This is a genomic window from Streptomyces sp. NPDC090025 (assembly GCF_044748125.1).
Taxonomy (GTDB): domain Bacteria; phylum Actinomycetota; class Actinomycetes; order Streptomycetales; family Streptomycetaceae; genus Streptomyces.
In genome coordinates, this window is sequence record NZ_JBIVFL010000002.1 from 134,747 (window position 1) to 154,096 (window position 19,350).

The window sequence follows — 19,350 nt, forward strand, 5'->3', positions numbered from 1 at the left end:
TAATGCGTGTCTACGCCGAAGATTCATGGAGGACGTGTGCCACCCGCTGCCGAGACCGAGTCCCGTCCGTCCCGGCCGCGACTGCGGGCGGCGGCCGGGGCGGGGCTCCTCACCGGCCTGCTGTTCTGCCTGGCCGGACTGCTCGCGGGCAGCTACCCGTTCGGGCCGCGGACCCGCAACATCGTCGACCTCGGCCAGCAGTACCTGCCGTTCCACTCCTACTGGCGCAAGCTGCTCCTCGGCGACGCCCAGGGCGACCTCTTCCTCAACTGGTCGTCGGGTTTCGGCACCAACTTCCTCGGTGACTTCGGCACCTACCTGAGCAGCCCGTTCGACCTGCTCGTGGTCGCCTTCCCGGCCGACCGCCCCGAACTCGCCCTGTACGTCATCACCGCGCTCAAGATCGCCACCGCGGGCGCGGCGATGGCGGCCCTGCTGCTCACCCTGCGGCGCGGCCCCTGGCCGGTGGCGGCGATCCTCGGCACCGCGTACGCGCTCTCCGGCTGGACCTTCAACTACGGCGCCACCGTGCCGATGTGGCTCGACGGCCTGGTCGCCTTCCCGCTGCTCTGTCTGGTGGGGGAGTGGGCCCGCAGGGGGCGCCGCCCGCTGCTCGGACCGCTGGTCGTCGCCGTCGCCTGGTTCGCCAACTTCTACACCGCCTACATGGCCACCATCGGCGCCGCGATCGTCCTCGCCGTCCGGCTGCTCACCACCGACGACACCGGCGCCGACGCCCGGCCCGGCGCCGACGCCCGGCCCGGCGCCGACGCCCGGCCCGCCACGACCACCCGGTCCGGCACCGGCACCCGGCCCGGCACCCGGCCCGGCCGGACCGCCGGTGGCCCACTGCGCCGCCCCGCCGTGCGCGCGCTGCTGCGCGCCACCCGGACCGTCGGCATCGGCATCGGACTCGCCGCCCCCCTGGTCCTCGTCATCTTCCTGGGCACCAGGGGCGCCGACCCCACCCCGCCGACCCCGTTCGTCGCGGCCTCCTGGACCGATGTCGTCGCGCGCTTCCTGCCCGCCACGGCCAGTGTCGCCACCCCCGCGCTGTTCATCGGCAGCCCCGCCCTGGCGCTCGCCCTCACGCTTCCGTTCAACACCGCCGTCGCCGTCCGGGTGCGGGCCGTCTGGTGCCTGGCGATCGTGCTGGTCACGCTCTCCCTCCAGTGGGAGCCCACCCACCTGATCTGGCACGCGGGCGCCTCGCCGAACGGCATCCCGTACCGCCAGACCTTCGTGCTGTGCGGGCTGCTCCTGATGGCCGCCTGGCTGACCGTCGCCGGTGGGCTGCCCCGGCCGCTCGCGCTGCTCGGCGGCGCCGTGACCTTCGTGTTCCTGGCCCGCGCCGCCGCCCCCAGCGTCGACATCGACCGCTGGACCTACCCGGCCGCCGCCGCCGCGTTCGGCCTCGCCGGGCTCGCCGCCGCCGTCGCGCTGGCCGCGCGGCTGCGCGCCGAAGGCCCGTTCGGACTCGGCCGCACCCCGGGCACCCGCCCGGCCGGGCGGCTGCTGCCCGTGATCGCCGTCGGGCTGCTGCTCGTCGCCCAGGCGGGCGAAACCCTGGCCACCGGCAAGCGGATCGAGGAGCAGCAGCTCAGCGAGGTCTCCTGGTCGCCGCGGGTCGGCCCGTGGCACGAGGACATGGCCGCCGCGGTCGCCGCGAAGGACGTCTGGCCCGCGCACCGCACCGACCCCGGCGAGGTCCCCGGCGGCAACGACGTGCTGCTCGTGGGCGGCCAGGGCGCCGACTACTACAGCAGCCTGACCGCCGAGACGTACTCGACCACGCTCGCCGCCCTCGGCTTCGGCTACTACGCCAAGGGCCGCCACCCGGTCTCCCTCGACAACCCGGTCACCGACGCGATCTTCTCGATCGGCACCCGGATGCGCTCGACGCCCAAGGGCCCGCTGGAGATCGACCGGCTCCCCGAGGCCACCGTCACCACCACCGACACCCCGGTGCCGCCGCTGGTCACCGTGCACCCCGCCGGGCGGGCCGAGGCCGGGGCCGACGACTCCGCCTTCGTCCGGCAGGAGCGGATGCTCGGCCGGAGCGTGTACGAGGTCCCCGCCGCGCCGCGCCGTACGGGCGCCGCCTCCGCCGCCACCAGCACGCTCACCGCGAGCTGCCCGGCCGGCTCCGAGGTCTGGTTCTGGGCCCCCGAGTACCAGGGCACCGCCGCCCTCGACCCGGTCGCCAAGGCCACGTCCGGCCCCGCCACCGCCGCCTCCGCCGTCGGGTTCGCCGGGAAGCAGCCCGCCACCCTCGGCCCGATGCAGCGGCTCGGCACCGTCCCGGCCTCCGGCACCGTACGGATCACGCTCACGCCCGAGCCGAAGGCCCAGCCCCGGCTCAAGCTGCCCGCCACCCCGATCGGCTGCCTGGACCGCGCGCGGCTCTCCGCCGCCGTCCAGGAACTGACCGCCACCGGCGCCACCGCCGTCCGCACCACCGGCCACACGGTCACCGCCGACCTGCCCGCGGGCAGCACCGGCACCGCGGTGTTCGCCGTGCCCCGGATCTCCGGCTGGCAGTGCGCCGCCGGAACCGACCCGCTGAAGCCCGCGGCCAACCGGCTCGGCCTGCTCGCCGTCCCGCTCGACGGCAAGGCCACCTCGGTGACCTGCTCGTTCCGCCCGCCGGGGGTCAAGCTCGGCGCCGCGGTCGGCGGGACGGCGCTGCTCGCGCTGCTCGCCACCGCCCTGCTGACCCGGCGGCGGCGCGGGAGCGAACCGGCCGGACGGCCGGTGTTCACCCCGCGTGCACGTCCGGCTCGTTCACCGGAGGAGACGGAGAAGACCGCTGTCTGAACGGACCCGACGGACCCGGCGGAGCAGACCGCCGTCCGGCTGACGCACCACCCTTGACCACCCCGCACATCCCGAGAACCGAGTTGGTGATTTCCGAGTGCCGAAACTGTCCGTTGTCGTGCCTCTCCACAACGTCGGGCCCTACGCCCCCGACACCCTGCGCAGTCTTGCCGACAACGCGCACGACGACACCGAGTTCCTGCTGATCGACGACCACTCGACCGACGAGACGCCGGACCTCCTGGACCGCTGGAAGAGCCGCATCCCGCAGGCGACCGTGATCCGCCACGAGACCAACCACGGCGTGGCCCAGGCGCGCAACACCGGGATCGACGCGGCCACCGGCGACTACATCACCTTCCTGGACGGCGACGACTGGTACGCCCCCGGTCATCTGCGGGCCATGGTCGACGGCATCCACCGTCTCGGTGTCGACTTCGCGCGCACCGACCATGTGCTGTCCACCGCGCGGAACCGGCAGATCCGCTACGCCCCGGCGAAGATCCGCGACGCCGCCATGGACCCCCGGGACGGCATCGCCCCGGCCAGCATGATCACCATGGTCGACTACCCGTTCGTGCCCTTCGGCGTCTACAGCGCCCGGCTGTTCGAGAACGGCGCCTCGCGCTTCGAGACCAAGCTGCGCACCGCCGAGGACCGGCTGTGGATCTGGCGGCTGCACCTCGCCGCTTCCACCTACGCGGCGCTCTCCCTGCACGGCGTGTTCTACCGGCGCGGTGTCACCACCTCGCTCACCCAGATCACCGACAACCGGCAGCTGGACTTCATCCCGTCCTACGACCTGCTGCTCGAAGAGGTCTCCGCCGACCGCGACGCCGACCGCTTCCTGCCGAAGGCCGTCCGCACCTACTGCGCGATGATCGCCTTCCACATGGGCAAGTCCGACCAGTACGAGGCCGCCGTCGGCAAGCGGCTGCGCCGCGACGTCACCGACGCGCTGCGCCGGATGCCGCAGACGGTCCTCGACGAGACCCTCGCCACCATGGACACCACCCGCAGCACCCTCCTCCGGAGCCTGCGCGACACCGGAAAGGCGGCCTGACCGATGGCCAACGCCCCCCGGACCACCCAGATCTTCCAGGTGTCCACGCTGTACGGCGCCGCCACCGTGGCCGCCGCCATCGACGCCGGCCAGTTCGGCGCCCCCGGCGACGCCCGCCGGCTGCTGCTGGTCGCCAACAACGCCGAGATCCCCGAGACCGCCGTCCGGATGGAGACGATGACCGGCTACGACCGGATCGTCACCCGCTTCGACGGCGTGCTCGACTGGAACGAGGCCGTCCACCCGCACCACCCCAGCTCCTGGTCGCCCCGCCCCGAGGAGGCCCCGCTCTGGCAGCGGGTGTTCCGCACCGCCTGGGAGCTCGGCACCGGACCCGTCCAGGTGATCGTCGAGTCCATCCAGGTCAACCCGGCGAAGGCGCTCGCCGCCGTGTTCGCCGAGAGCTCCGTCGAGGTCTACGCCGACGGCCTGATGAGCTACGGCCCCACCCGCGACGAGCTGCCCCAGTCGATCGCCTGCCGGATCCGCCGGGTGCTCCACCTCGACCTGGTGCCCGGCCTGACGCCGCTGCTGCTCACCGAGTACGGCGTCGGCGCCGAGCTGGTCCCCGACGACGCCTTCCGCGCGGTGCTCGGCGAGATCGCCGAGGCGTCGAAGGACTCCGCCGAGGACGCGGCGCTCACCGCGGCCGCCGCCACCGGCCCGACCGCGCTGCTGCTCGGCCAGTACCTCGCGGCCCTCGGCATCCTCACCGTCGAGGAGGAGGAGGAACTGCACCTCGGCATGGTGCGCGGCGCCGCCGGGGCGGGCCACCGCTCGATCGTCTTCAAGCCGCACCCGACGGCCCCGGCCGGCTACTCCACCGCGCTGCACGAGGAGGCCGCCCGGGTGGGCGTCACCCTCACCGTGCTCGACGGCCCGCTGCTCGCCGAGACCTTCTACGAGCGCTGCCGCCCCGAGCTGGTCGTCGGCTGCTTCTCCACCGCCATGCTGACGGCCGCCGTCTACTACGGCGTCCCCATCGCGCGCGTGGGCACCGGAACGGTCCTCGAACGGCTCACCCCGTACGAGAACAGCAACCGGATCCCGCTCGTCGTCGTCGACCACCTGGTGCCCGAGCTGACCGGCGGCAGCGCGCCGAAGGTCCCCGGCGGCGCACCGGAGAGCCTGGCGCCGCTGATCCGCGCCGTCGGCTTCTGCATGCGTCCGAAGGCCCACCCGGGTCTGCGCGCCGAGGCGGCCCGCTATGTGGCGGAGCACGCCGCGGACCCGGCCGTGGGGCACTGCTTCTCCGCCGAGCGGCTGGCGGAGCTGGACCTGAAGGTGCCCGCACGGGTGTAGGCCGTGGCGCGCGCCCCACGCGGGCGCGCCTTCAGGGGCGCTCGGGCGCCGATCTGACCAGGGTGAACACCGCGCCCTCCGGATCGGTCACCAGGGCGAGGCGGCCCGCCGCGCCCTCGTGCGGCGGGCGCAGCACCTGACCGCCGAGCTCGGTGACGAGCCGGGCCGCCGCGTCCACGTCCGCCACCTCGAAGTACGTCATCCAGTGCGCGCCCCGGTCCCGGGGGAGCGCGGTGCCCACCCCGTGCAGGGCGGCGACCGGGCGGCCGTCGAGCTGGAGCGTGAGGTAGTCGAAGTCGGCGGAGACCACCGGCTCCGCCTGGTACGGGAAGACCGTGCCGTAGAACTTGGCGACCGAGGCCGTCTCGTACGTGAGCAGCTCGTTCCACACCGGGGTGCCGGGCGGGCCCGCGGTCAGCGTGCCGTGGTGGACGTCGGCCTGCCAGACGCCGAACACGGCGCCCGCCGGGTCCGAGCAGATGGCCAGCCGCCCGGCCTCGCCCGCGTCCAGCGGGCCGACCGCGACGGTGCCGCCGCAGCAGCGGATGGCCTCCGCGGTCTCGCCCGCGTCGTCGGTGGCCAGATAGGTCGTCCAGGCGATCGGGAGGTGGCGGTCCGGCGGCAGCTGCCCGATGCCCGCCACCTCCCGGCCGTCGAGCAGCGCGCGCACATAGGGGCCGAGCTGCTGCGGCCCCGGCTCGAACTCCCAGCCGAACAGTGCCGCGTAGAACTCTTGGGTCGCGTCAAGTCCATGCACCATCAAGCTCACCCAACAGGGTGCGCCGGGGGTGCGCCGAGTCGCCTCGGTCATCGTCGCTCTCTTCTCGCCGGTGGCCGTACGCAAGGGGGCCGACGGGCGGTTCGGGGGGTCCTGGCCGGTGCTTGCCCGCGCTTCGCCCCCCATACACCTGGGCCGTGTCTTTCGGATCAAGCCGGGTCAGGGAGCGGGGTCCCGTCCCGATGGTGGCATCGTGCGCCGGGGCGCGCGCTCCGGGTGAATCGGTCGGGTGGCGTCCGCCGGGGGGCGGGCTGCGCGAGGATGGCCCCTATGAAGCCCATCATCTCCGCGAGCGAACTCGTGAGCGAATCGGCCGGGGCCCGGCCGCCGGTCCTCCTGGACGTCCGCTGGTCCCTCGGTGGCCCGCTCGGACGGCCGGAGTACGAGGCCGGGCACCTGCCCGGCGCGGTGTACGTGGACCTGGACGCCGAACTCGCGGGACCGCCCGGTGCCGGTGGCCGCCACCCGCTGCCGGACCCGGACGCGTTCGGCGCGGCGATGCGCAGGGCCGGGGTCTCGGCCGGCACCCCGGTGGTCGTCTACGACGGCGGGCTCGGCTGGGGCGCGGCCCGCGCCTGGTGGCTGCTGCGCTGGGCCGGGCACCAGGACGTCCGGGTCCTGGACGGCGGTCTCGCGGCCTGGACCGCCGACGGCGGTGAGCTGTCCAAGGACGTCCCGGCGCCCGCGCCCGGCGACTTCCGGCCGGAGCCGGGCGGGCTCGGCCTGCTCGACGCGGACGGCGCCGCCTCCTTCGCCCGCTCGGGGCTGCTGCTCGACGCCCGCGCCGCCGAGCGCTACCGGGGTGACGTCGAGCCGATCGACCGGGTCGGCGGCCACATCCCCGGCGCCGTCTCCGCCCCGACCACCGAGAACACCGGCCCGGACGGACTCCTGCTCGCCCCCGGGGCCCTGGCCGCCCGCTTCACCGCGCTCGGCGCGGGCCCGGACACCGAGGTCGCGGTCTACTGCGGCTCCGGGGTCTCCGGCGCCCACCAGGTGCTGGCCCTCGCGGTCGCCGGTGTCGACGCCGCGCTCTACGCCGGGTCCTGGTCCGAGTGGTCCGCCGACCCGGCCCGGCCGGTCGCGACCGGCCCCGACCCGCAGTAACCCCGCGCCCGAGCCCGTACGGGAAGGGCCCGCGCCGTCCACACGGCGCGGGCCCTTCCCGTACGGCCGGCCCCGATCCGCTCGGGGGCCGGTCCCGCTGTTCCCGCTACTCCTGCTTCTTGCGGCGGGTGCCGAAGACGATCTCGTCCCAGCTCGGCACCGCCGCGCGGCGGCCCGGGCGGACGCCGTCCGCCTCGGCCTGCCGGTCGGTGGTGCCGACCAGCCGGTCCCGGTGGCCCGAGACCGAACGCGGCATCAGCACGTCGGCGTAGGCCGCGCCCGCGCCCGCGCCCGCCGAGGCCGCCGGGGCGGGCGGCTCCTCGGCCTCGACCTCGTCCGAGGGCTCCGTGCCGGGCGGCTCGGGCACCACCATGTCGCCGCGGAAGCTCGGCACCGCCTCCAGGAGGCTGGTCAGGGTGTCCCGCTCCTCCTCCGGCTCGGGCACCGGAGCGGGGGTCCGCTCCATCTGCCGGTCGAGCGCGCGGTCCAGCGGCCGGTCCCGGGGCAGCCGGGCGATCCGCGGGACGAACGGGAAGCTGGGCTCGGGCACGGCGGCGAGGGTGTCGTCGGTCTCGCCGATCAGCGCGCGCGCCTCGTCGTCCACGGCCTGCACCAGCCGACGCGGCGGGTCGTACGTCCAGCTCGCGGTGTGCACCTCGCCCGCGACCCGGTACACGAGCAGCACCTCCCAGGTGCCGTCGTCCCGGCGCCAGGAGTCCCACTGCACGGCGTCCTTGTCGGCACCGCGCAGCAGCAGCCGCTCCTGCACCGCCTCGCCGAGCTGGGGTCCGGTGTTCTCGCCCGGGCGCCGCACGGGGGTCTTGCGGGCCCGCTCGGCCATGAAGGCGCGCTCGGCGAGCACCGGTCCCTCGAAGCGGCGCACCCGGTCGACCGGGATGCCCGCGAGCTGTGCGACCTCCTCGGCGGAGGCACCGGCCCGTATCCGCGCCTGGATGTCCCGGGGGCGGAGGTGGCTCTCCACCTCGATCTCGATCTGGCCGAGACGTGCACGGTCGTTGCGGACGGCGGCTCGCAGCCGCTCGTCGATCGGAAGTGTGTACTCCGTGTTGTCAGCAGCCTTCAGCACCAGTCGTGTGCCGTCGTTCGAGACGGCCACGACACGCAGTTCGGGCATGGGAACCTCCCGGGTGGTGCCTGCCGACGTCACGTGCGTCGCTGCTTCCGCTAGTCGAGTGTGGCCTGCCCGGGTGCAGCCTGCCACAACCCTGCCGAGTTGCCCGGCGTGTCGGGCATGGACCCTGGAACGCCGTTATGGCACGGTTACCTGATGGCGACTCTGAGTGACTGGCCGTCACGCAGTGTCGTCGGCGTCCGTGCGGTGCCGTGGCGCCGCCGGTCGAGTGCCACCTTCGGCCCCCTTCCGTCGGTCCCGGACCCCCGCGAGGGAGCTCGGACCCAGGGCTCGCCACAGTACTCCATTCGGGCCACCTGGGTGGACCGGCGCGCCGCCCAACTTCTCGGGAGGTTCGGGAGTTGAGTCTCCGCGATCTTCGCGGTCGCGTGTCGCTCTTCACAGAACCGGCGGAACCGGAACCAATTCCTTCGCCCATTTGTCCCTTCTGGGTGCATGGTGGAACGGATGAACACACAGGGGTCGGAGATGCGTCACACACAGGAGGCGGAGACCGCGGCCGGGCACGCCGCGGAGATATCGGACGAGGGTTCGGAGAAGGCCGAGAAGAAACGATTCGATCTGAGTGTTCCTCAGGTCGCGGGGAGCGCCATCGCGGCCGTGCTCGCCGCCAAGCTCGCCTCCACCCTCGGTGTCTACGGCACCATCCTCGGCGCCGGTGTGATCAGCGTCATCGCCACCTGCGGCGGACCCGTCCTGCAGCACCTGTTCAAGCGCACCGGCGAGCAGGTCCGTGAGGTCACCGCCGCCGGGACCGTCCGCCCCGGGCAGCCCGGCACGGCGGGACCGGCCGGGGCGGCCCAGGTGAGCGGGCCGTACGAGCAGGCGTTCACCGAGGAGTTCGGCGAGCCCACCACCCACGGCGCCCGGATGCGCGGCTGGAAACGGCCCGCGATCGGCGCGGCCGTGGTCTTCCTGATCGCCATGGGCGGCATCACCGTCTACGAGGTGACCTCGGGTCAGGACCTCAGCGGCACCCAGGGCACCACGACCTTCGGCTCCGTGGTCCGAGGCGGCGGCGGGGGCCAGAGCGACGGCGACAAGGACGGGCAGCGGCCCGAGGGCGGCACCGGCGCCACCCCCGGCGGCGGTCAGCGCGAGCCGTCCGGCGACGCCGGGACCCCGACGCCCGACGGCGGCAAGAGCGACGACCCGGACGGCACGCCCACCCCGACCCCCACTCCCACGCCCACCCCGACCCCCACTCCGACGCCCACCCCGTCCGGGTCCCCCGACCCGACCGACGACCCCACCACCGCGCCCCCGACCACCCCGCCGCCGGCCTCCGCCCCCGGCACGCAGCCGGACGCGAAGACCGGCGAGCAGACCGGCGGGTAGACGGGTCGCGGAGCCGCCGGGCGGCCGGAGGTCAGTCGCCGAGCACCCGGCGCAGATAGTCGTTGGCGAACCGCCGGTCCGGGTCGAGCCGGTCGCGCAGCGCGGTGAACTCGCCGAATCGCGGATAGACCTTCTCCAGATAGGCCGCGTCCCGGGTGTGCACCTTGCCCCAGTGCGGGCGCCCGCCGTGCTCCGTCATGATCCGCTCCACGGCGGTGAAGTAGGCCCGGTGCGGGGTGCCCCGGTACAGGTGCACCGCGATGTACGCGGACTCCCGGCCCGAGGCCGTGGACAGCGCGATGTCGTCGGCGGGCGCGGTGCGCACCTCCACCGGGAAGCTCACCTTCAGGGGCGAGCGTTCGACCATCGTCTTCAGCTCGCGCAGCGCCGCCATCGCGGTCTCCCGCGGCAGCGCGTACTCCATCTCCAGGAAGCGGACCCGGCGCGGCGAGGTGTAGACCTTGTACGGGATGTCGGTGTACGTCCGGGCGGACAGCGCCCGGCTGGAGACCTTGGCGACCGCCGGGATCACCGGCGGCACCGCGCGGCCCAGCGAACAGGCGACCTGGAACACCCCGTTGGACAGCAGCTCGTCCTCGATCCAGCCGCTCACCCGGCTCACCGGGGCGGCCGGACCCGCGCTGCGGTTGTTGCGCTTGGTGTTGCAGTTCTCGGTGTGCGGGAACCAGTAGAACTCGAAGTGCTCGTTCTCCGCGTGCAGCTCGTCGAACTCGGCGGTGACCCGGTCGAACGGCATCGGCTCCTCGCGCGCGGTCAGCAGGAAGACCGGCTCCACGGCGAAGGTGATCGCGGTGACCACGCCGAGCGCGCCGAGACCGATCCGGGCGGCGGCGAACACGTCCGGGTTCTCGGTGGCGGAGCAGGTCAGCAGGGTGCCGTCGGCGGTCACCAGCTCCAGGGCGCGGATCTGGGCGGCGATGGAGGCCGAGTCACGGCCGGTGCCGTGGGTGCCGGTGGAGGTGGCCCCGGCGACCGTCTGCTCCATGATGTCGCCCATGTTCGTGAGCGACAGGCCCTCCCGGGCGAGCGCCACGTTGAGCCGCTTCAGCGGGGTTCCCGACTCCACGGTCACGGTCATCGACTCGCGGTCGATCCGCCGGATGCCGGTGAGCAGTCCCGGCCTGACCAGCACCCCGTCGGTGGCGGCGATCGAGGTGAAGGAGTGGCCGGTGCCGACCGTCTTCACCCGCAGACCGTCCTCGGCGGCCTTGCGCACGGCGTCGGCGAGCTCCTCGGCGGAGGCGGGGCTCACCTCCCGCACCGGGCGGGAGGTGACGTTCCCCGCCCAGTTATGCCAGGTGCTGCTCGCCGCTCCGGTGTTCCCCCACCGCCGCGCCCGCGTCGGCTGTGTCGTCCGCGAACTGCTCAAGGTGCTGCCCCTCCCGCGTCGGCGCCGGCGTACGCAGCCGGCGGTGACCGAGGACCGCCACGACGGCCGCGAGCGCGCCCGAGACGACGGGCACCACGTACCCCGCCTCCGCCCCTGAGGCGTCGACCACCCAGCCGGCGGCCGAGGAGCCGAGCGCCACTCCGACCGCGAGACCCGTCCCTGTCCAGGTCATGCCTTCGGTCAGCTTGGTGCGCGGTACGTGCGCTTCGACGAGGGCCATGGTGGTCACCATCGTCGGCGCGATGGAGAGGCCCGCGACAAAGAGCGCCACGGCCAGCAACGGCAAGTTCCCGGCCAGTAGGAGGGGGATCATACTCACGGCCATCGCGACCACGCCTATGAGCCAGCGCACCGAGGGTTCGCCCTTGACCCGCAGCAGCCCGAAGACCGCGCCGGCCAGACAGGATCCGAGCGCGTAGACGGCGAGGACCAGGCTCGCCGCGGACTTCTGGCCGCGCTCCTCGGCGAAGGCGACCGTGACCACGTCCACCGAGCCGAAGATGGCGCCGGTGGCGACGAAGGCGAGGGCGAGGACCTGCAGGCCGGGGGAGCGCAGCGCGGAGCCGCCGGACTGCTGACCGAGCGGGTGCGGGGCGGGCTCGGTGGCGCGCTGGGCGGTCAGCCAGAACACGCCGATGGCGAGGAAGACGCCCGCGAGCAGCGGGCCCGCCTCGGGGAACCAGGTGGTCGACAGGCCGATCGCGAGGATCGGGCCGAAGATGAAGCACACCTCGTCGACGATCGACTCCCACGAGTACGCGGTGTGCAGCCGCTGGCCGTCGCCCCGGTAGATGGCCGCCCAGCGGGCCCGGGTCATGGCGCCCAGGCTGGGCACGGTGCCCACGCAGGCGGTGAAGACGAACAGCGTCCAGTCCGGCGCCTCGAACTTCACGCAGAGCAGCAGCCCGGCGGCGGCGACGAGGGAGATCAGGGTGGCCGGCCGCAGCACCCGGCGCTGCCCGTGGCGGTCGACGAGCCGGGAGATCAGCGGGCCGAGCACGGCGGCGGAGAGCGCGAGCGCGGCGGAGAGCGCTCCGGCGAGCCCGTACCGCCCGGTGACCTGCGAGATCATCGTGACGATGCCGATGCCCATCATGGACAGCGGCATCCGGCCTATGAAACCGGCGAGCGAGAACGCCCGGGCGCCGGGAGCCGCGAAGATCGCGCGATAGGGACTGGGCATGGAATCTCCGGGCTGGGGCAGGACAGCGGGCGACAGGTGGCATCGAACCGGCACGTGTCACCAGTGAAGATCCGGGACAAAGCCGATGGCGATTTAACAGCTAAAGCCTACGGCGTTGAACTGAATTGGTCACCTCCCATTTTTCGGTCGGGGCGCGCCACGGGCTGTCGGTGCCGGGTGGCAGGATCGGTGCCATGTCCGACGAGCTCGATCCCGCCCCGTACGACGCCCTGCTGCTGCTCTCCTTCGGTGGTCCCGAGGGCCCGGACGACGTGGTCCCGTTCCTGGAGAACGTGACCCGCGGCCGCGGCATCCCCAAGGAACGGCTGAAAGAGGTGGGCAAGCACTACTACCTCTTCGACGGCGTCAGCCCCATCAACGGCCAGAACCGCGCGCTGCTCGACGCCCTGCGCGCCGACTTCGCCGGGACCGGCCTCCGGCTGCCGGTCTACTGGGGCAACCGCAACTGGGCGCCGTACCTCACCGACACCCTGCGCGAGATGATCACCGACGGCCGCCGCCACATCGCGGTCCTCGCCACCAGCGCCTACGCCTCGTACTCCGGCTGCCGCCAGTACCGCGAGAACCTCGCGGACGCCCTCGCCACCCTGGAGGCCGAGGGGCTGCCGCTGCCCCGGGTCGACAAGCTCCGGCACTACTTCAACCACCCCGGCTTCGTCCGCCCCATGGTCGAGGGCGTGCTCGCCTCGCTCGCCGAGCTCGACCCGGCCGTGCGGGCGGGCGCGCACCTCGCCTTCACCACCCACTCCATCCCGGACTCCGCCGCTGACAGCTCAGGGCCCGTCGCCGACCACGGCGACGGCGGCGCCTATGTGAAGCAGCACCTGGACGTGGCCCGGCAGATCGTGGACGCGGTCCGCGCGGAGACCGGCGTGGCCCACCCCTGGCAGCTCGTCTACCAGTCCCGCAGCGGCGCCCCGCACATCCCGTGGCTGGAACCCGACATCTGCGACCACCTGGAGGAGCTGCACGGCGCCGGGGTCCCCGCCGCCGTCATGGTCCCGATCGGCTTCGTCTCGGACCACATGGAGGTCCTGTACGACCTCGACACCGAGGCCACCGCCAAGGCCGCCGAGCTGGGCCTGCCGGTCAGGCGTTCGGCGACCGTCGGCGCCGACCCGAGGTTCGCCGCCGCCGTCCGCGAGCTGGTCGTCGAGCGGGCCGCCAACGAGCGTGGGGAGCGCGCCGAGCGCTGCGCCCTGGGCGCCCTCGGCCCGTCCCACGACCTGTGCCCGATCGGCTGCTGCCCGGCCCGCGCCGAGCGCCCCGCCGCGGCCGGCGCCGACAGCCCGTACGCGTAAGGAGCCCCCTGCCGTGACCAGCGACCCCACCCCCACCCCCGCCACCACCTCCGCAGCCCCGGCCGATCCGCTGCTCGCCGAGCTGCTCGGCCTCGCCCGCGAGGCGGGCCGCCGCGCGGGTGTCCTGCTGCGCGACGGGCGGCCCGACGACCTCGCCGTGGCGCACACCAAGACCAGCGCCATCGACGTGGTGACCGAGATGGACATCGCCGCCGAGAAGCTGATCACCGGTTTCCTCGCCGAGCACCGGCCCGACGACGGCTTCCTCGGCGAGGAGGGCGCGTCGAGCACAGGCACCAGCGGCGTCCGCTGGGTCGTCGACCCGCTCGACGGCACCGTGAACTACCTCTACGGGCTGCCCACCTGGTCCGTCTCGATCGCCGCCGAGCGGGACGGCGAGACCCTGGTCGGCGTCGTCGAGGTCCCGCTGCGCGGCGAGACCTTCCACGCCGTGCGCGGCGGCGGCGCCTGGCTCGACGGCGGCGCGGGCGGGGGCGCGGGTGCGGTCGCCACGGACGGGGCAGGGCGGCGGCTCGCCGTACGGCCGTCCCCCGAGCTCGGCCAGGCCCTGGTCGGCACCGGCTTCGGCTACCTCACCGACCGCCGCGCGCACCAGGCCGAGGTCGCCCACCGGCTGCTGCCGAGGGTCCGTGACATCCGCCGGGGCGGCTCCGCCGCCATCGACCTCTGCGATGTCGCCGCCGGACGCCTTGACGCGTACTACGAGCGCGGGCTGAACCCCTGGGACCTGGCGGCGGGCGTGCTGATCGCCCGGGAGGCGGGCGCGCTGACCGGCGGCCGGGCCGGGGAGCCCGCGTCGGGCGAACTGACGCTCGCCGCCTCCCCGGGCCTGTTCGGCACCCTCCAGGGCTTCCTGGAGGAGTCCGGCGCCTGGCACGACTGACCGGCCGGGACGGCGGCGTACGGACGCGACGGGGGCCCCGGAGCCAAGCGGCTCCGGGGCCCCCGTCGTCGTGGACCGGGAAGGTCAGGCGCAGGCCGCGCCGACCTCCACGCCGTGTTCGGCCGCCAGGCGGTGCAGGTCGTCCAGCTCGGCCTGCTCGACGTCCGCGAGGAAGTCGTCGCCCGCCTCACGAGCGCGCGTGAGGTCGGACTTCGTGGCCCTGATGCGGTGCAGCAGTCCTGCGGTGAAAGCGTCCATCGTGCGCCCCCTCGTGGTGGGTCGGTGGCACGGGTAGTGCCGGGGGTGGGCGGACCACGCACTGCTACCTCTGGGGGACAGAGAGCGGTAGGTGGCGTGCCACCTACAGGGCGTGATCGCGGGGTGTGCAGTCGTCCTCCCCAGCTCCTTCCTCACAGAAACCTCAACTGGCCCGCGAATCAGGTGATTTCTCTCGTCGACGCGGCGGACACCTGGCGTTCGCCCACCGCGCACAGGGGGCGCACAGGCCGCGCAGAGGGCCCGCCGGGGGCCTGCCGGGGGCCTGACGGTGGGTCTGCCGGGGGTTTGTCGGGGCGGCCGCCGGGGCGCCCGCACGGCCGTCTTACAGCCGGTTTACGCGCGTTCGGGGCAGGATGGACACGCACAGTCAGTGCGCAGAACCGCCTTGTCCGCGTCAGTGGGGCCAGGGCCCAGGAAAGGACATCGGACGTGCGCGTACTCGTCGTCGAGGACGAGCAGCTCCTCGCGGATGCGGTGGCCACCGGCCTGCGCCGGGAGGCGATGGCCGTCGACGTGGTGTACGACGGCGCCGCCGCCCTGGAGCGCGTCGGGGTGAACGACTACGACGTCGTGGTGCTCGACCGGGACCTCCCGCTGGTGCACGGCGACGACGTCGCCCGCAAGATCGTCGAGCTGGGCATGCCCACCCGGATCCTGATGCTGACCGCCGCGGGCGACGTCAGCGACCGGGTCGAGGGGCTGGAGCTCGGCGCCGACGACTATCTGCCGAAGCCCTTCGCCTTCAGCGAGCTGACCGCCCGGGTCCGGGCCCTCGGCCGCCGCACCACGGTGCCCCTGCCGCCCGTCCTGGAGCGCGCCGGGATCAAGCTGGACCCCAACCGCCGCGAGGTCTTCCGTGACGGCAAGGAGGTGCAGCTGGCGCCCAAGGAGTTCGCCGTCCTGGAGGTCCTGATGCGCAGCGAGGGCGCGGTCGTGTCGGCCGAGCAGCTCCTGGAGAAGGCGTGGGACGAGAACACCGACCCCTTCACCAACGTCGTCCGGGTCACCGTGATGACGCTGCGCCGCAAGCTGGGGGAGCCCCCGGTGATCGTGACCGTCCCCGGCTCGGGATACCGGATCTGACCCGATGCCGTCATCCTCGACCCTGCTGAACGCGCCACCGAAGCCGAGCTGGGACCCCCGCGACCCGGTCCGGCCGCTGCTGCGGCCGACCATCCGGATACGGCTCACGCTGCTCTACGGAGGCATGTTCCTGATCGCCGGCATCATCCTGCTGGCGATCATCTACCTGTTCACGGCCCAGGCCGTCCGGGACACCGCCCTGCAGCTGCCCTTCAAGGTGGTCAGCGGCACCGTGCAGCCCACCACCGACTGGTGCCAGCTGCCCGAGAAGTCCACCGGCGACCAGCTCAACAACGCCGTCGCGATGTGTCTGCGGCACCAGAGCGACATCGCCCTCGACGACCTGCTGCGCCGCTCGCTGTTCGCGCTGCTCGGCCTGAGCATCATCGCCTTCGCGTTCGGTTACGCGATGGCGGGCCGGGTCCTGTCGCCGCTCGGCCGGATCACCCGGACCGCCCGCCAGGTGGCCGGAACCGATCTGTCCCGGCGGATCGAGCTGGACGGCCCGGACGACGAGCTGAAGGAGCTCGCGGACACCTTCGACGAGATGCTGGAGCGGCTGGCCCGCGCGTTCACCGCCCAGCAGCGGTTCGTCGCCAACGCCTCGCACGAGCTGCGGACGCCGCTGGCGATCAACCGCACGCTCCTGGAGGTGCAGATGTCGGACCCGGCGGCGCCGGTGGAGCTCCAGCAGCTCGGCAAGACCCTGCTGGCCACCAACGAGCGCAGCGAGCAGCTGGTCGAGGGCCTGCTGCTGCTGGCCCGCAGCGACAACGAGATCGTCGAGCGCAAGCCCGTGGACCTCGCCGAGGTCGCCTCCCGGGCGATGGATCAGGCGCACGCCGAGGCCGAGGCCAAGGGCGTCGAGTTCCGCGGCGAGCGGGCGCTCGCGGTGGTCCCGGGCAACGGCGTGCTGCTTGAACGGATCGCGCTGAACCTGGTGCAGAACGCCGTGCGGTACAACGTGCCGGAGGGCGGCTGGGTGGACGTGACCACCTCGACCAGGAACGGCGCGGCGGTCCTGGAGGTCTCCAACACGGGGCCGGTGGTCCCGGCGTACGAGATCGACAATATTTTCGAGCCATTCCGGCGGCTCCGGCAGGAGCGCACGGGCAGCGACAAGGGCGTGGGCCTCGGCCTGTCGATCGCCCGGTCCGTGGCGCGTGCCCACGGCGGCCGTATCATCGCCGAGCCGCGCGAGGGCGGCGGCCTCGTGATGCGTGTCACTCTGCCGATCTGACACACTGCACGGAGCCGACCGGTTTTGTTCGCTTTGCGCGGAATTTCCGGTTCTCATTCCTGGAGCGGTGCTGTGTGATCGATCACAGGAATGGGTGTCCGGACCTCCACTCTCCGTGATCGCGAATTCCCCCTGAAACCCCGGAAAAGTCCGGGTTTCCGGGGGTCCGAATGACGGGAAGTACACGGGGTGGCGCCCGTGAGGGAGGCCCGACGGACCGTGTACGGTCCGGTTCGCCACCCAAAGCCGCTCACTCGTGAGAGGGCGGATTGGGTGTCGATTGAGTAACAGACCTTGATGTGAGGCAAAATCTCCGCCTCGGGTCGGGCACAAGTCCGGCCTCTCACGCGTTACGTGCGCTGGAGACACCGCAAACCACCCAGAGGGGGAGAGCGACATGGCAACCGATTACGACACCCCACGTAAGACCGACGACGACGTCGACTCCGACAGCCTTGAGGAACTGAAGGCTCGCCGGAACGACAAGTCGACCTCTACCGTCGACGTCGACGAGTTCGAGGCCGCTGAGGGCCTCGAACTGCCCGGCGCCGACCTGTCCAACGAGGAGCTGGCCGTCCGGGTCCTGCCCAAGCAGGCGGACGAGTTCACCTGCATGAGCTGCTTCCTCGTGCACCACCGGAGCCAGCTGGCCCGGGAGAAGAACGGTCAGCCGATCTGCCGCGACTGCGACTGAGACCGAGTGACCGTGGCAGGCGACACACCGTCTCGGAAGCGGCGGCTCCGACTCCCCGGGAGGTCGGAGACGTACAAGGGCGGCTCGGACCCGGCGAAGGACGTCCCAGACGTCCCCTCCGCCGAGCACTCCGCCCACCTGCCCACAACTGGCGCACGTGACGACGAGCGGGGCCCCGCGGCCTCGCTCGAAGCAGCGGACGCCGCGCACCAACGGGCCGCCCAGCGGCCCGCCCCGGATCGGCCGGACCACGAGGACGCCCAACAGGGCGTTCCCGGGGAGCCGGCCGTCGGCGTACCGGAGCAGGGTCTGCTGCGGCGCGTCGCCAATCCCGCGCGCCTGCGACTCGGCCGCGTCAAGCTGGACCGCGGCACGCTCGACCGCATCACACCGGACCGTGCGAGCCTCGACCGCATCCGGCTCGATCCCGCCCGTGTCGATGCCGTCCGGCGTGGCGTACAGCGTGGTGTGCAGCGCGGCGGCCAGGGCGCGAAGGCCGGTATCGGCTACCTCGCGGACCGCGTCATCGAGACCGCGCCGCGGGTGCCCGTACGGGACCTGGCGACCCTCCGTCGGCAGTTCCCCGGGCTCGGACCGGACCAGATCGCCGACAAACTCGTCTTCGGCGCGGCCAACGCCAGCGCCACCGTCGGCGCCGGAGTGGGCGCCGCCGCGATGCTCCCCGTACCGCCCGCGATGCCCGCGGAGCTGGCCGCCGAGATCACCGGCGTCGCCGCCGTCGAGCTCAAGCTCATCGCCGAGCTGTACGAGGTCTACGGCCTGCGGCCGCCCGGCACGCTCCCGCAGCGCACCACGGTGTACCTCACCGCCTGGGCCGAGGAACGCGGCATCGACCCCACCAAACCCACCACCGTCAACGCGGCCCTCGGCGGTCAGCTGAAGCGCGAACTGCGCCAGCAGATCATGAAGCGCATGGTGCGCAACCTGCCGAACCTCGCCCCGTTCATGGTCGGCGCGGCCGTCGGCGCCGTGATGAACCGGCGCGACACCAAGAAGCTCGCCGCGCACGTCCGCAAGGACCTGCGGGCCCGCGCGGTGCCCTGGGACACCCTCCCGGAGCTCCCGCCGCTGGAACAGCCCGAGAACCCCAAGGAGATCGGCTTCTAGGCGCAGAGGCGGCCCGCCTCCGCAGGCCGCCTCCGTGGGCCGCTACGCGGCCGTACGGGCCGACTCCAGGGCCGCCACCAGGGCCTCCGGCTCCCGCGTGGACAGATAGACGTACGGCGTCGGGTCCGCCGGGTCCGTGACCTCGACCCGCACCGCCGTCGGCACATAGCTGCGCATCACCATGAACGCGCGCGGATCCGCCTTGAACGTGCGCCACGCGCGCGCCTCCTCCGCGTCGAGCGCCTCCGGCGCCCCCAGCGCCGACACCGGGATCCGGGCGTCGCCCGCGACCAGCGAACCGGCCACCACCCGGATCCGGGCCGAGCCGTACGACGAGACGCCCACCGCGGCCAGCGCCGCCGCCGCGATCAGCCCGGCGAGCGTCGGCACCGTACCCAGCGGGAACATGATCAGGGCGCCGGAGAGCCCGACCAGACCCGCGATCAGCCACCAGGAGCGGGGCGCCGTCAGACGTTCGTCGAAGCTGGGCGCGGAAGAGGGAGCGGAAGGCTGCTGCATGGGCCAAGCCTGCCACGGCGCGACCGGCG

17 protein-coding genes are annotated in these 19,350 nt (G+C 73.4%); 11 read left to right on the forward strand and 6 right to left on the reverse strand.

Annotation, left to right across the window (positions count from 1 at the left end):
- The first annotated feature begins 36 nt into the window (after positions 1 to 36).
- From ACIPXM_RS06670 to ACIPXM_RS06680, 3 genes are all read left to right on the forward strand, one after another.
- Positions 37 to 2,817, forward strand: a complete 2,781-nt coding sequence (locus ACIPXM_RS06670) for a YfhO family protein (RefSeq protein WP_401652717.1) — start codon at positions 37 to 39, stop codon at positions 2,815 to 2,817.
- A gap of 97 nt (positions 2,818 to 2,914) precedes the next feature.
- Entirely contained in the window at positions 2,915 to 3,880 is a 966-nt protein-coding gene (locus ACIPXM_RS06675) for a glycosyltransferase family 2 protein (RefSeq protein WP_401652718.1), read from the forward strand.
- A 3-nt stretch (positions 3,881 to 3,883) separates the two neighbouring features.
- Entirely contained in the window at positions 3,884 to 5,182 is a 1,299-nt protein-coding gene (locus ACIPXM_RS06680) for a polysialyltransferase family glycosyltransferase (RefSeq protein WP_401652720.1), read from the forward strand.
- Positions 5,183 to 5,213: 31 nt separating this feature from the next.
- On the opposite strand, the gene ACIPXM_RS06685 is transcribed toward ACIPXM_RS06680, so the two are convergent.
- Positions 5,214 to 5,993, reverse strand: coding sequence for a VOC family protein (locus ACIPXM_RS06685; RefSeq protein WP_401652722.1), 780 nt, complete (start codon positions 5,991 to 5,993; stop codon positions 5,214 to 5,216).
- Positions 5,994 to 6,230: 237 nt separating this feature from the next.
- Between ACIPXM_RS06685 and ACIPXM_RS06690 the strand changes: the two genes are divergently transcribed.
- Complete coding sequence (locus ACIPXM_RS06690) at positions 6,231 to 7,067, forward strand: sulfurtransferase (RefSeq protein WP_401652724.1); 837 nt, start codon at positions 6,231 to 6,233, stop codon at positions 7,065 to 7,067.
- Positions 7,068 to 7,173: 106 nt separating this feature from the next.
- Here the strand turns inward: ACIPXM_RS06690 and sepH are convergent, their stop codons facing one another.
- Positions 7,174 to 8,235, reverse strand: coding sequence for a septation protein SepH (gene sepH, locus ACIPXM_RS06695; protein ID WP_401652726.1), 1,062 nt, complete (start codon positions 8,233 to 8,235; stop codon positions 7,174 to 7,176).
- Between the two features lie 453 nt (positions 8,236 to 8,688).
- On the opposite strand from sepH, the gene ACIPXM_RS06700 reads away from it, so the two are divergent.
- On the forward strand, positions 8,689 to 9,558 hold the full coding sequence (locus ACIPXM_RS06700; RefSeq protein ID WP_401652728.1) for a hypothetical protein: 870 nt from the start codon (positions 8,689 to 8,691) through the stop codon (positions 9,556 to 9,558).
- Between the two features lie 31 nt (positions 9,559 to 9,589).
- Here ACIPXM_RS06700 and ACIPXM_RS06705 read toward each other — a convergent pair whose 3' ends face one another.
- Together ACIPXM_RS06705 and ACIPXM_RS06710 are read right to left on the reverse strand one after the other, a co-directional pair.
- A complete protein-coding gene (locus ACIPXM_RS06705) occupies positions 9,590 to 10,840 on the reverse strand; it encodes a D-arabinono-1,4-lactone oxidase (protein ID WP_401652730.1) in 1,251 nt (416 codons plus the stop codon).
- Between the two features lie 28 nt (positions 10,841 to 10,868).
- Positions 10,869 to 12,152, reverse strand: a complete 1,284-nt coding sequence (locus ACIPXM_RS06710) for an MFS transporter (protein WP_401652732.1) — start codon at positions 12,150 to 12,152, stop codon at positions 10,869 to 10,871.
- A 194-nt stretch (positions 12,153 to 12,346) separates the two neighbouring features.
- On the opposite strand from ACIPXM_RS06710, the gene ACIPXM_RS06715 reads away from it, so the two are divergent.
- A complete protein-coding gene (locus tag ACIPXM_RS06715; protein WP_401652734.1) occupies positions 12,347 to 13,474 on the forward strand; it encodes a ferrochelatase in 1,128 nt (375 codons plus the stop codon).
- A gap of 13 nt (positions 13,475 to 13,487) precedes the next feature.
- Positions 13,488 to 14,378, forward strand: coding sequence for an inositol monophosphatase family protein (locus ACIPXM_RS06720; protein WP_401652736.1), 891 nt, complete (start codon positions 13,488 to 13,490; stop codon positions 14,376 to 14,378).
- An 84-nt stretch (positions 14,379 to 14,462) separates the two neighbouring features.
- On the opposite strand, the gene ACIPXM_RS06725 is transcribed toward ACIPXM_RS06720, so the two are convergent.
- Positions 14,463 to 14,636 (reverse strand): hypothetical protein, encoded by a 174-nt coding sequence (locus tag ACIPXM_RS06725; protein WP_401652738.1) that lies wholly within the window; start codon positions 14,634 to 14,636, stop codon positions 14,463 to 14,465.
- A gap of 450 nt (positions 14,637 to 15,086) precedes the next feature.
- On the opposite strand from ACIPXM_RS06725, the gene ACIPXM_RS06730 reads away from it, so the two are divergent.
- The 4 genes from ACIPXM_RS06730 (at position 15,087) to ACIPXM_RS06745 (ending at position 18,802) form a co-directional block, all read left to right on the forward strand.
- Positions 15,087 to 15,740: a response regulator transcription factor gene (locus tag ACIPXM_RS06730; protein ID WP_401652740.1), complete on the forward strand. Its 654-nt coding sequence runs from the start codon at positions 15,087 to 15,089 to the stop codon at positions 15,738 to 15,740.
- 4 nt (positions 15,741 to 15,744) lie between these two features.
- Complete coding sequence (locus ACIPXM_RS06735; protein WP_401652742.1) at positions 15,745 to 16,980, forward strand: sensor histidine kinase; 1,236 nt, start codon at positions 15,745 to 15,747, stop codon at positions 16,978 to 16,980.
- 397 nt (positions 16,981 to 17,377) lie between these two features.
- On the forward strand, positions 17,378 to 17,674 hold the full coding sequence (locus ACIPXM_RS06740; RefSeq protein WP_003955561.1) for a DUF4193 domain-containing protein: 297 nt from the start codon (positions 17,378 to 17,380) through the stop codon (positions 17,672 to 17,674).
- Positions 17,675 to 17,686: 12 nt separating this feature from the next.
- Complete coding sequence (locus ACIPXM_RS06745; RefSeq protein WP_401652744.1) at positions 17,687 to 18,802, forward strand: hypothetical protein; 1,116 nt, start codon at positions 17,687 to 17,689, stop codon at positions 18,800 to 18,802.
- Positions 18,803 to 18,844: 42 nt separating this feature from the next.
- Here ACIPXM_RS06745 and ACIPXM_RS06750 read toward each other — a convergent pair whose 3' ends face one another.
- Positions 18,845 to 19,321 carry a DUF3093 domain-containing protein gene (locus ACIPXM_RS06750; RefSeq protein ID WP_401652746.1) on the reverse strand — a complete coding sequence of 159 codons (477 nt, stop codon included), beginning with the start codon at positions 19,319 to 19,321 and terminating at the stop codon, positions 18,845 to 18,847.
- Between the last annotated feature and the right edge of the window lie 29 nt (positions 19,322 to 19,350).